General features: G+C 66.0%; 11 protein-coding genes and 1 pseudogene. 2 read left to right on the top strand and 10 right to left on the bottom strand.

The genetic code is table 11. The features are described from left to right. Positions 1–175: 175 nt before the first annotated feature. Positions 176–1,984, bottom strand: coding sequence for a gamma-glutamyltransferase (gene ggt, locus NBG84_RS37690; protein ID WP_250924229.1), 1,809 nt, complete (start codon positions 1,982–1,984; stop codon positions 176–178). A gap of 119 nt (positions 1,985–2,103) precedes the next feature. Between ggt and NBG84_RS37685 the strand changes: the two genes are divergently transcribed. Both NBG84_RS37685 and NBG84_RS37680 read left to right on the top strand, forming a co-directional pair. Further along, positions 2,104–2,850, top strand: a complete 747-nt coding sequence (locus tag NBG84_RS37685) for a hypothetical protein (RefSeq protein ID WP_250924228.1) — start codon at positions 2,104–2,106, stop codon at positions 2,848–2,850. A gap of 53 nt (positions 2,851–2,903) precedes the next feature. After that, positions 2,904–3,190 (top strand): annotated as a pseudogene (locus NBG84_RS37680) (acyl esterase); the annotation flags it as partial. Positions 3,191–3,258: 68 nt separating this feature from the next. Here the strand turns inward: NBG84_RS37680 and NBG84_RS37675 are convergent. The 9 genes from NBG84_RS37675 to NBG84_RS37635 all read right to left on the bottom strand — a co-directional run bounded on the left by NBG84_RS37675 (position 3,259) and on the right by NBG84_RS37635 (position 11,151). Further along, positions 3,259–4,125, bottom strand: a complete 867-nt coding sequence (locus NBG84_RS37675) for an amino acid ABC transporter permease (protein ID WP_250924227.1) — start codon at positions 4,123–4,125, stop codon at positions 3,259–3,261. Beyond that, a complete protein-coding gene (locus NBG84_RS37670; protein ID WP_250924226.1) occupies positions 4,122–4,766 on the bottom strand; it encodes an amino acid ABC transporter permease in 645 nt (214 codons plus the stop codon). The genes NBG84_RS37675 and NBG84_RS37670 overlap by 4 nt, the downstream gene beginning before the upstream one ends. An 8-nt stretch (positions 4,767–4,774) precedes the next feature. Further along, the gene (locus NBG84_RS37665) at positions 4,775–5,680 is read right to left on the bottom strand and encodes a glutamate ABC transporter substrate-binding protein (RefSeq protein WP_250924225.1); all 906 of its coding nucleotides are present in this window, start codon (positions 5,678–5,680) and stop codon (positions 4,775–4,777) included. 14 nt (positions 5,681–5,694) lie between these two features. Beyond that, the gene (locus tag NBG84_RS37660) at positions 5,695–6,441 is read right to left on the bottom strand and encodes an amino acid ABC transporter ATP-binding protein (protein WP_285368835.1); all 747 of its coding nucleotides are present in this window, start codon (positions 6,439–6,441) and stop codon (positions 5,695–5,697) included. Positions 6,442–6,602: 161 nt separating this feature from the next. Continuing rightward, the gene (locus tag NBG84_RS37655) at positions 6,603–7,052 is read right to left on the bottom strand and encodes a DUF6278 family protein (protein WP_250924224.1); all 450 of its coding nucleotides are present in this window, start codon (positions 7,050–7,052) and stop codon (positions 6,603–6,605) included. A 101-nt stretch (positions 7,053–7,153) separates the two neighbouring features. Further along, positions 7,154–7,933 carry an exodeoxyribonuclease III gene (locus NBG84_RS37650; protein ID WP_250924223.1) on the bottom strand — a complete coding sequence of 260 codons (780 nt, stop codon included), beginning with the start codon at positions 7,931–7,933 and terminating at the stop codon, positions 7,154–7,156. Between the two features lie 96 nt (positions 7,934–8,029). Continuing rightward, a complete protein-coding gene (locus tag NBG84_RS37645) occupies positions 8,030–8,656 on the bottom strand; it encodes an MBL fold metallo-hydrolase (RefSeq protein WP_250924222.1) in 627 nt (208 codons plus the stop codon). 12 nt (positions 8,657–8,668) lie between these two features. Continuing rightward, positions 8,669–9,937, bottom strand: a complete 1,269-nt coding sequence (gene pcaDC, locus NBG84_RS37640) for a bifunctional 3-oxoadipate enol-lactonase/4-carboxymuconolactone decarboxylase PcaDC (protein WP_308312157.1) — start codon at positions 9,935–9,937, stop codon at positions 8,669–8,671. Positions 9,938–9,957: 20 nt separating this feature from the next. Continuing rightward, on the bottom strand, positions 9,958–11,151 hold the full coding sequence (locus NBG84_RS37635; RefSeq protein ID WP_250924220.1) for a site-specific integrase: 1,194 nt from the start codon (positions 11,149–11,151) through the stop codon (positions 9,958–9,960). Positions 11,152–11,239: the final 88 nt, after the last annotated feature.

Genomic DNA, 11,239 nt, shown 5'->3' with positions numbered 1-11,239 from the left:
AGTTGATGCCGGGCGGGCCGCTCGGTGCCTAGGGCCGGACGGATTACCCCACAACGGCCGCGGACACCCGTGGAGCGCGAGCCGCCCACCGGCTCGACCGGTGCGCGGCTCACCACCGCGAGTGAACCCCGCCCACCCGACTGGCGGGGGCCGGGCCCTGGCCGCCAGCCCGTCGTCAGGGTGTTCCGCTCGGTCGGACCACCATCGCGGAACCACCGCCCCTGCGCACCTTCTCGGCCGCGGCGAGCCACCGTCCGTCGGGCAGCCGCTCGATGCCGGTCGCCGCCCCGATCTCCGGGTTCTGGCGGAAGGCGTGGCCGATCTTCTCCAGGTCCGCACGGAGCGAGCTGTTCCAGAGCGCTGGCTCCAACTCGGTCGTGGTCTGGTTGCGCTGGCTGGCCCGCGGAGCGGCGATCGCCTCCACCAGTGGCAGTCCGCGATCCAGACGACCCGTCAGGGTCTGGAGCACCGTGGTGATGATGGTGGCGCCGCCGGGAGAGCCCAGTGCGAGCACCGGGCGGCCCTCATCGAGAACGATCGTCGGCGAGATGGACGACCGCGGACGCTTGCTCGGACCCGGGAGGTTCGGGTCATGGACGGCCGGGTCAGCCGGCGCGAAGGAGAAGTCCGTGAGCTCGTTGTTGAGGAGGAAGCCACGGCCCGGCACGGTGATGCCGCTGCCTCCGGTGGACTCGATCGTCAGGGTGTAGGCAACGACGTTGCCCCACTTGTCGGCGGTGGTCAGATGGGTGGTGTTCTCCCCTTCGAAGGTCGTCGGAGCGGCTTTCCCCGTGGTGGCGCAGTCCACGGGCCGCCGTGGGTCGCCGGGGGCGAGCGGGCTGGTGAGTACCGCGTCCGCCTTGATCAGGCAACCGCGCGAGTCGGCGAACCGCTGGGAGAGCAGCTCCTTGACCGGAACGTCCTCGAAGGCCGGGTCGCCGACCCAGCGGCCCCGGTCGGCGAAGGCGATCCTGCTGGCCTCGATGAAGCGGTGCAGATACTGCGCCTGGGGGGCCTTGGCGAGATCGGTGCGCTCCAGGATGTTCAGTGCCTCACCGACGCTGGTGCCGCCCGAGGAGGAGGGAGCCATGCCGTAGACGTCAAGGCCTCGGTAGGAAACCCTGGTGGGGGCGCGGTCAATGGTCTCGTACGCCCGGAGGTCCCAGGTGGTCAGATCACCGGGGCGAACCTTGCGGGTGGCACCGTCGGCGACGGGGGGTTTGCGGACGGTCCGCACGATGTCCTTGGCGATGTCGCCGCGGTACAGCGTGCTGACTCCCTTCCGTCCGATCTGCTGGTACGTACGGGCGAGATCCGGGTTCTTGAAGACGGTGCCCACCACCGGCGGCTTGCCGCCGGGCAGGAACAGCTCCGCGGAGTCGGGGAAGTCGGCGAACCGCTCCTGGTTGGCCTCGGTCTGCGATCGGAAGGTGGCGTCCACGGTGAACCCGTGCCACGCCAGCCGTTCGGCGGGCTTCAACAGTTCGCCCAGTGACCTGCTGCCCCAGCGGTCGAGGGCGGTGTCCCAGGTGGCCGGGGTGCCCGGGGTGCCGACGCCCAGACCGCTGGTCTGGCCCTCGGCGAAGGGAATCGGCTTGCCGTTCTCCTGGAAGAGTCCGGGACCAGCGGAACGGGGCGCGGTTTCCCGGCCGTCGATGGTGTGGACCGTACGGGACCTGGCGTCGTAGTGGACGAGGAAACCTCCACCGCCGATGCCCGCGGAGTAGGGCTCGGTGACACCGAGGGCGGCGGCGGTGGCGACGGCCGCGTCCACGGCGTTGCCTCCCCGCCTCAGCACCTCGATGCCGGCGGCGGACGCGTCCGGGTCAACGCTGGCCACCGCGCCGCCGTGGCCCACGGCTACCGGTGTTTTCGGCGGCGGCGCGACTAACGGCGTGGTTGCCGAGGGCGCGGCGGCACCCAGCGAAACCATGCTTGCGGCGACGGCCAGGACGGTCATGCTCCGTGCGGCGGAACGACCCATGCGGATACCTCCAGTCAACATGCGTCCGCGCACTGTAACTTCACCGGCCCCCGGTCGTCAGGATCGCCTGGCGGGAGTGCGTCGAACGGTGGTGCGATGGCCCGCTAGGCTGCGCGCCCATGAACGACGACGTACGCAATATCGTGCTCGGCGTGGCGGCCGCCGGTATCAGCGCCGCGGTCGGCTGGCTCGCCCGTACCTACATCTGGCGGCGCAGGCTGCACCGCAAGCAGACCTTCCTGGGGCTGCCGAGCAACTCGGAGTCGCTGCTGGTCGTCAACCGGGAGGCGGGGCGGGACGGCTCGGTGCACCGCTTTGATGTGTTCGCCCTGCTGGAGTTGGCGGCGCTCATCAAGGACTGCGGGGCCCAGGCCCAGATCATCTGGCACGACGTGGCCCGCCAGGGATTCGGTGAACGCACCGAGTACTGCGTGGGCGGGCCCTACTCAAATCGCCGCATGGCCGCACATCTGCACCATTTGCTACCTGGTGTCCGCATCAATGTCGACCCTGCTCCGGGGCCGGATCAAGGCGCGTTCCAGATCGGCTCGGAGCGCTACCGGCTGGAGGCAGGGGTGAGCGAGTATGTGCTGCTCGCTCGACTGACCGCGCATCAGGATGCCCGTCCGGTCTTTCTCTTCTGCGGCCAGCGGGCGATAACCAACCAGGCGGCGACCCGCTATCTCGCGCGCAACCACGAGAAGCTGGCCCGCAAGCACGGCCTGAACTCCTTCTGTCTCCTGCTGAAGGTGGTCAGTTCCCAGGCGTACGGCCCCGATGTCGTGGAGGTGGTCGCGGATGTCACCCAGGCGGCGCAGACCCCGCTCACCGCTACGGGCACCTCCCATCGGGCACCCGCGGGCTGAACGGTCCCCAGCGCGCGGCGGGAGGGCCACTGGCGGGGTTCGGGGCTCCCAGAACCAAGGAGAGCGGCACCCCGTCGTCTGTCTCGACGACGCGGGCCCGCTCGGCCTCGGCAAGCTGGTCAGCCATGCGACCACGGTCCACGGCCAGACCCCTGGCGGCCCTTCGCCGTCGACCTGGAGTGGTTCTCCACCGTCTTAGGCGCTTGACCGGTCCCGTCTCACCGTGGTCGTGGACCCTTCGACCCGCTCTACATCGGACACAACCCTCCCGGCGGGCAGCTGACCTTCTCCTCGTCCACGGCCGACCCGTTCTCGGTGGGTGCCGCTGCGCCAGAAGTGATCACCGGCTGCCGCCGGAGCCCCGCCCGGAGGCTCCGAGTCATGCCCCATGTACTGCTGCCCTGCCTCCTAGGGCGCGGGGGTACCCCCGGGCAGCAGCGTCCCTGGTTTGGCCGGGGCGATGTCCACGGCCTCCGTCTTCGGGTTGCGGCGCTGCCTCCTGGCCACCCAATTGGCGAACCAGGAGAGCAACATGCACATCCCAATGTAGATCGGCGAGATCACCATCACCACGGGGATGAACGGCAAATCGTAGTCGAGGTTCGATGCGATGAGCTTGCCCGCGTGGAGGAATTCCTCATAGGTGATCAAATAGCCGAGGGAGGTGTCCTTCAGGGCGACCACCAGCTGACTGATGATCGTCGGCAGCATGGCGCGTACCGCCTGGGGCACCAGCACATGCGCCATGACCTGGGTTTTCCGCATGCCGAGCGCATACGAGGCCTCTCGCTGACCGCGGTCCACGGAGTTGACGCCCGCACGGAACACCTCGGCGAGCACCGAGCCGTTGTAGAGGGTGAGTCCCGCCACCAGCGCGGGCAGCGGTTGCACTTTCAGCGCGACGAAGATGAAGAAGATCATCACCAGCACCGGCATGGCCCGGAAGAACTCCACCAGCAGGGTGGAGACCCATCGCACGGGTGCGTGGTCGGAAAGCCGGCCGCAGGCCAGGATGGTGCCGAGGATCAGCGAGAACACCGCGGCGAAGGCGAACGCCTTGAGGGTGTTGCCCAGGCCGCGGAGCAGTAGTTCCTGAATTCCCTTGTACTCGAAGGGCGCCCATTTGGCGGCGGTGAACTGTCCGGTGTCAAAGAGCAGATACAGAATCCAGCCGAGCAGGGCCACGATGGCGATGGTCGAGACAATCCCGTAGAGGCGGTGCCGCTGGCGGGTCTTGGGCCCGGGGATATCGTAGAGGGCGGTGGAATCGGTCATCGGGCGACTCCATAGCGCTTCTCCAGCACGTTGAACAGCGCACTGATGGTCAGGGTGATAATGAGATAGCCGACGGCGATCCAGATAAAGGTCCAGACGATGTTGTAGCCCAGTTCACTGAGCGTCTTGTAGGTACCGAGAAGTTCGGTGACGCTGAAAGCGCCCGCGATCGCCGAGTTCTTGGCGAGCGCGATGAGCGTCGAACCGATCGGTGGGATAACACTGCGAAACGCCTGTGGCAGCACCACGTTGTTCAGGGTTTCGCTGAAGCTCATGCCCAGGCTGCGGGCGGCCTCGCCCTGCCCCCTGGACACGGTGTTGATGCCCGAGCGCAGGACCTCGCAGATGAAGGCAGAGGTGTAGCAGCCCAGTGCGAGCACCGCGAAGACCTCGAAGGGCAGCACCAGACCGAATCTCGGCAACCCCAGGAGTACGGCGAAGAACAGCAGCGTGAGCGGCGTATTGCGGAGCACGGTCACCCATACCGTGCCGATGACCCGGAACGAACCGACGGGCGCGACCCGGAAGGACGCCATCAGGAAGCCGAGTACCAGGGCGAGCAGCGAGGAGTAGACCGTTAGCTCGACGGTGCCGAGGAATCCCTCGCCGTACGTGGAGAAGTTGTCGGTCAGTACGTTCACTTCGGTCCTCAGCTCGCCGGGTAGCGGTCGATCGGGGGCGGCTTGGGTGCGGGCACTCCGGAGAGGCCGAGCGTGGCGTCGTAGGCCTTCTTCCAGTTGCCGTTCTTCTCATTGGCGAGCAGGGCGTCGTCGATGGCGAAACGCAGGGCGTTGTCACTGCGCGGTACACCGATGCCGTACGGCTCCTCGGAGAAGGGTTTGCCGACGACTTTCAACTCGTCCGGCGCCTTGGCCGCGTATCCGGTGAGGATGGCGTTGTCGGTGGTGACGGCATCGACCTGGTAGGTGAGGAGATTGTCGACGCAGATCGAGTAGGTGTCGTAGGCGACAAGGTCGGCCTTGGGGTAGTCGGCCTGGATGCGCTGGTAGGGGGTCGATCCGGAGGCCGAGCAGACACGTTTGCCGGCGAGGTCTTCCGGACCCTTGATGTCTTCCTCGTCCGTGCGCACCAGGAGGTCCTGGCCGGCCATGAAGTACGGGCCAGCGAAGCCGACGAGCTTCTTCCGGTTGTCGTTGATCGTGTAGGTGCCGACGTAGTAGTCGATCTGGCCGTTCTGGAGGGCGGTTTCACGGTTGGCGGAGGCGATCGTGCGGAAGGCGATCTTCGCGGGATCGAGGCCCAGTGAGGCGGAGACCATTCTCGCGATCTCGATGTCGAAGCCGGAGTACAGGCCGCTCGCCGGGTCCTTCTCACCGAGATAGGGCTGGTCCTCCTTGGCGCCGACAACGAAGTGGCCGCGCCGCTCGGCCTTGCGCCAGGTCGGTGAGTCCTCCAACTGGAAGCCCGCGTTGACCTGGTACTTGGGCAGTTGCTCGGGCTGGGGGCCCTTGACGGGCGGACTGCCCTCCTTGCCGCAGGCCGTGGCGGCGACGGCGGTGAGCACCAGCACCGTCACGGCGCGTCTGATACGCATCTGTCCAGCCCCCGTCAGTGCTTGAGGATCTTGGAGAGAAAGTCCTTGGCGCGCTCGCTCTCCGGGTGGGTGAAGAAGTCCTCCGGGGTGCGATCCTCGATACACCGGCCGTCCGCCATGAAGATGACGCGGTTGGCGGCGGAGCGGGCGAAGCCCATCTCATGGGTGACGACGACCATGGTCATGCCGTCCCGGGCGAGTTGTTGCATCACCTCAAGGACTTCATTGATCATCTCCGGGTCAAGTGCCGAGGTCGGCTCGTCGAAGAGCATGACCTTGGGCTCCATGGCCAGCGCTCGGGCGATGGCCACGCGCTGCTGCTGACCGCCGGAGAGTTGGGCGGGGTACTTGTCGGCCTGGTCGGCGAGCCCCACCCGGTCGAGCAGGTCCCGGGAACGCCGGTTGGCGTCGTCCTTCTTCCGGCCGCGGACCTTGATGGGAGCGAGGGAGACATTGGCCAGCACGGTCTTGTGGGCGAAGAGGTTGAAGGACTGGAAGACCATGCCGACATCGGCGCGGAGCCTGGCGAGCCCCTTGCCCTCTTCCGGCAGGGGCTCACCATCGATGGTGATCGTGCCCGATTCGATGGTCTCCAGTCGGTTCATCGTCCGGCAGAGGGTCGATTTCCCCGAGCCGGAGGGCCCGATGACCACCACAACCTCCCCGCGCCCGACGGCGAGGTTGATGTCCTGAAGAACGTGCAACTGTCCGAAATGCTTATTGACGTCCCGCAGTTCGATCAACGGATCGACGACGGCCATACGCTGCCCTACCCACTCATCGCTGTGTCGAGGTCAGCGCAAACTATCCACCCCGATAAGGGACTTCACTGACGACACGCATAAATAGGGCATAAGCCGTATTTATTGAGTTAAGGACTCCGGCTACCGAGGAGGGTCCGACAGTCAACGAAAGGGGGTGCTCAGGCCTCGGCCGCCTCCGCGTAGACCTGCGCCAACTCCGGCGCACCGTTGACCGCCCAGTCCAAGCCTGCCTCAACCACGCCGATCTCACGGCCAGAGACGAGTCGCACCACCGGGTGACCGCCCGGCCAAATGTGCCAAACGGCTCCGGGGACCGTACGAACGATCACCGTACCGAGATAGAGCCCCGCGTCATTGCCCACCCACGGCAACTCCTCGGGGTCATCGCGCCAACGCGGCGGCAGCTGATCCAGAGCCGCCAGCGACGCCGGTGTGTCATCCAGTTCGAGCCCGAGCCGCTCCGCTCGCACCCGCAGGAGCTCGCACTCCGAGAGCAGTTCGGCAATGGCCGCCGCTCGCTCCGGGTCGCTCTCCGTGGCGGCGAGCTGCTCCCGCTGCTGATCAGCGCCATGGCGCTTGAGCCAATTGTCCAAGAAAGGGATGTTCATACCACTCACCCTCGCATTCCCGCCGTCGAACGCACCACAGGGCACGCGACAGCGGTCATCGATGTCGTCGGTCGACGTCAGGTACTACGGCTGGTCGATGATCAGACGGTGAGGTCCACCACGACCGGGGCATGATCCGAAGCCCCCTTGCCCTTGCGCTCCTCACGATCGACATAACTGTCCTTGACGGCTTCCTTGAACGGTCCATTGCCGTAAACAAGATCGATACGCATGCCGCGGTTCTTGGGGAAGCCCAACTGACGGTAGTCCCAGTAGGTGAACGGATGGTCGTACTTCAGCGGCCGGGGAACCACATCCGACAGACCCGTCTCCCGCAGAGCCGTCAGCGCCGCCCGCTCCGGCTCGGTGACATGGGTACTCCCCTCGAAGACCGCGCGGTCCCAGACATCGTCATCCGTGGGCGCGATGTTGAAGTCGCCGAGGACGGCGAAGGGCCGATCTCCCGCCGCGTCGTCGGCCACCGCGGTTCGCAGCGCGGCCAGCCAGTTGAGCTTGTAGGTGTAGTGGTCGTGGGAGACCTCACGGCCATTGGGTACATAGACCGACCAGACCCGAACGGGGCCGCAGGCCGCGGAGATCGCCCGGGGCTCCTTCGCTCCCCCGTACTCGGGCCCGCCGGGAAGGCCCTTGACCACATCGGTCAGACCGACCCTGGAGAGCAGCGCCACACCGTTCCACCGGCCGTCGGCGTGGATGGCGGACTCATAGCCGATCTCCCTCAGCTCGGCGGCCGGGAACTGCTCCTCGGTGCACTTGGTCTCCTGGATGCAGAGCACATCGGTACCGCTGCTCTCCAGCCAGGCGAGCAACCGCGGCAGCCGGGCGGTGATCGAGTTGACGTTCCATGTGGCGATGCGCATGGGGGGAAGCCTAATGCCGGGGTGTGACACTGCGGGCCCGGCCGGACCGTGAGCCGGCCGGGCGTTCGTCGAGCGAGTGGACGAGGGAGGTGCGCGTCACAGCGCGGCACTCTCCCCCGGGCCCAACCGGGTGTGCTCGGCGCCGCCGAGATTGCCGATGTGGGTGTCGTAGAGCGGTCGGGCCAGATCGGCGAGCAAGGCGTCGTGGACATCGATGGCGCGACGGGGCTTCACCGCGCGTACGTAGTCGATGACCTCGGCGATCTTGTTCCAAGGCGCGTGCACCGGCAGCATCAGGGTGTCGACGGGGGCGTCGGGCACGGTGAGGGCGTCACCGGGGTGGAAGACCGAGCCGTCCACGAGGTAGCCGACGTTGGTGACCCGTGGAAGATCCGGATGGATCACGGCGTGAAGCTCGCCGTGGACCTGTACGTCGAAACCGGCGGCGGTGAAGGTATCACCGTGACCGACGGTGTGGATCCGGCCGGGAAACGCCGCCGACACCTTGTCAGCGACGCTCCGCAGCGTCCACACCTCGGCCCCCGCTTCCAGCGCGGCCCGCAACCGCCCCTCCTCGAAGTGGTCGACGTGCTCATGGGTGATCAAGATGACGTCCGCCCCCACGGCCGCGTCCTGCTCACTGAAGGCACCGGGGTCGATCACCAGGACCGCGCCGTCCTTCTCCAACCGGATACACGCATGCTTCTTCTTGGTCAGCTCCATGCCCACATCCTGCTACGGACCCGGGGCTGTCTCCTGCTGAATGACCTCACGCGCAACGGCGAATGCCGAGTTCGCCGCCGGAACTCCGCAGTACACAGCGGTGTGGATCAAGATTTCCTTGATCTCTTGGGGGGTGAGGCCATTGCGCAGTGCGGCCCGGGTATGAGTCGCCAGTTCATCGCGATGGCCGCCCGCGACCAACGCGGTCAGGGTGATCACACTTCGAGTCCTCCGGTCGATGCCCTCTCGACTCCAGACCTCGCCCCAGGCATAGCGGGTGACCAGTTCCTGGAAGTCGTCGGCGAAGCCGTCGGCCCGAGCGGTGATGCCATCGACATGCGCGTCACCAAGGACCTCCCGACGCACCTTTATCCCCGGCTCATAGGGGTCGACGCGGCCCGGGTGGGTCGGTTCCACCACGGGGGCGAACTCGGCGACCGGGGTCGCGGGAGCTGACGCCTGGGGCATCAGGGGAGGTACCGGGATCGCGGACAGGGTGTCCTGGGCGACACCTGCGAAGTGGCGTACCAGCAGATCGGTGACGGCAGCGGGCTGTTCGACGGGCGCGAGATGGGAGGCTCCGGGCACCAGCGCGAGTCGGGAGTCCGGTATCCCCGCGACCAGGGTCCGCGCTTCCGCGGGTCCGGTGACCTGGTCGTCGGAGCCGACCAGGACCAGGGTGGGCACCCCGATGCGGCCCAGCTCGGCGCGGGCGTCAAACGCGGCCAGCGCCTCACAGGCGGCGATGTAGCAGCCCGGGTCGGTGGTGCGCACCATCTGGACGGCCCACTCGACGATGGCGGGCTGGGCCGCGGCGAAGCCCTGGGTGAACCAGCTCTCGGGGGCGCTGCGAGCCATCGGCTCCAGACCGTTGGTGCGGACCACCACGCCACGGCGGCGGAACTCGTCGGCGGTGCCGAACCGGGGTGAGGCCGCGACCAGGGCGAGCGAGGCGAGACGGTGCGGGTGGGCGAGCGCCAACTCGATGCCGATCGCCCCTCCTATCGAACAGCCCGCGTAGCCGAAGCGCTGGATGCCCAGTCCATCGAGGGTGGCCAGCAGCCGCGCGGCGAGCTCGCCGACGGAGGCGGCGGGTTGAGCGGGCGCACCGCCATGGCCGGGAAGGTCGTAGCGAAGGACCCGCCACTCGCGGGAGAGGTCTTCGATCTGCCGATCCCACATATGCCATGTGGTACCGAGGCTAGGACCGAGCACCAACCAAGGTGCATCTTCATGGCCATCTACCTGGTACTTCAGCGTTTCACTCTTGCTCTCACTCACGTCTCACACGCTCCCACATCTCACAATTTCTCACGTACCTCGCCCTCCGCTGCGACGAGACCACCCCAAGTCTGAGCGGCCCCCCGCAGGTCTTCAACGTCCGGCTTCACGTACCAACGCTTGGTGGTCTTGACGTTGGTGTGTCCGGCCCACCTAGCCAGGATGTGATCAAGCACCCCGTTGTTGGCGAGGTAGGTAAAGCACGATGCACGGGCGTCATAGAGACGCACCCTACGCAGTACCGCAATCTTCATGAGCAGATACGCCCGCGTCCTGAGTTGCTTGGTCGTGAGGACTTCCCCGACTTCATTTACGGCCATATAGCCGGAATCCACATAGTCCGCACCCAGCGCCAGTCTCTCGGCCGCCTGAATCGCCTTGAACCGTCGGAGAGTGGTGGTCACCATGGTGGGCAACGGGAGTGCTCTTTCGCTCGCCATTGACTTGGTGTCCTTCTCTACCACGGTCAGATTCCCCATCATGGTTCGGGTGTTGGCGATCAGGAGGGTTTCGTTCTCCAGATTGATATCCTCCCAACGCATTCCGCAGACTTCCGCCGGACGGAGACCCATGAGCGAGAGCAGCAGCGGAGCAAAGAGCCGGTCCGACTGCATTACCTCAACGAACTTCTGGACTTCCGTAACATCCCACGGCGGGACTATTTCCTTGACTTTCCGCTCCGCTTTGCGCGCCTTACGCGGGATGTACAGGTTCGCTGCCACGTTCATAGTGACAAGCCTTTTCGTGACGGCCCGATTCAAAGCCTCTTTGAGTCGAGCAAGCGTCATGTCCACGGATGTCACACCGAGCGGAGTTCCGGCACGCTTGCCACGAATGCGCCCGCTCTTGAGAGACCACAGCATCCACGCTTCTACATCTTCTTCGGTTAAGTCCTGCAACCGAATGTGACCGAGCCGCGGACGGCACCTATCGAGGCTTACCCGATAGTTGTAGATGGTGGTCGGCTCCAGATCCTGATTCTTCTTCTCAAGCCACATGTCGAGCCATTGCCCGACTGTCAGCTTGTTGGGTGCAACGAAGCTTCCCGCATTCCGCTCATTCTCGATACGGGAGATCTCCGCCTTTACTTCCTTTGACGTGTCCTTAGTGATGGTGAGTTGCTTACGATTCCCGTTCTCACCACACCCGATGTCGACTACCGCGCGATACCGGACTTTGCCGGACGCTAGGACGATCTTCTTAGGTTCGGGCATTAACCCCACCTCCCTTAGGTTCCGGGTGCTACAAAGCAGAGAGTACGGGGCGTCTCGCAGCCTCTCCAGAGCTTTACGGCTTCAAAGT

It is taken from the genome of Streptomyces albipurpureus (assembly GCF_023701525.1).
Taxonomy (GTDB): Bacteria; Actinomycetota; Actinomycetes; order Streptomycetales; family Streptomycetaceae; genus Streptomyces; species Streptomyces albipurpureus.
This window is presented reverse-complemented; position numbering and strand designations above follow the sequence as displayed.

What these genes read in the sequence shown, in the direction of transcription:
- ggt (WP_250924229.1), bottom strand. Translation starts at nt 1,984, where the DNA reads ATGGGTCGTTCCGCCGCACGGAGCATGACCGTCCTGGCCGTCGCCGCA.
- NBG84_RS37685 (WP_250924228.1), top strand. Translation starts at nt 2,104, where the DNA reads ATGAACGACGACGTACGCAATATCGTGCTCGGCGTGGCGGCCGCCGGT.
- NBG84_RS37675 (WP_250924227.1), bottom strand. Translation starts at nt 4,125, where the DNA reads ATGACCGATTCCACCGCCCTCTACGATATCCCCGGGCCCAAGACCCGC.
- NBG84_RS37665 (WP_250924225.1), bottom strand. Translation starts at nt 5,680, where the DNA reads ATGCGTATCAGACGCGCCGTGACGGTGCTGGTGCTCACCGCCGTCGCC.
- NBG84_RS37660 (WP_285368835.1), bottom strand. Translation starts at nt 6,441, where the DNA reads ATGGCCGTCGTCGATCCGTTGATCGAACTGCGGGACGTCAATAAGCAT.
- NBG84_RS37655 (WP_250924224.1), bottom strand. Translation starts at nt 7,052, where the DNA reads ATGAACATCCCTTTCTTGGACAATTGGCTCAAGCGCCATGGCGCTGAT.
- NBG84_RS37650 (WP_250924223.1), bottom strand. Translation starts at nt 7,933, where the DNA reads ATGCGCATCGCCACATGGAACGTCAACTCGATCACCGCCCGGCTGCCG.
- NBG84_RS37645 (WP_250924222.1), bottom strand. Translation starts at nt 8,656, where the DNA reads ATGGAGCTGACCAAGAAGAAGCATGCGTGTATCCGGTTGGAGAAGGAC.
- NBG84_RS37635 (WP_250924220.1), bottom strand. Translation starts at nt 11,151, where the DNA reads ATGCCCGAACCTAAGAAGATCGTCCTAGCGTCCGGCAAAGTCCGGTAT.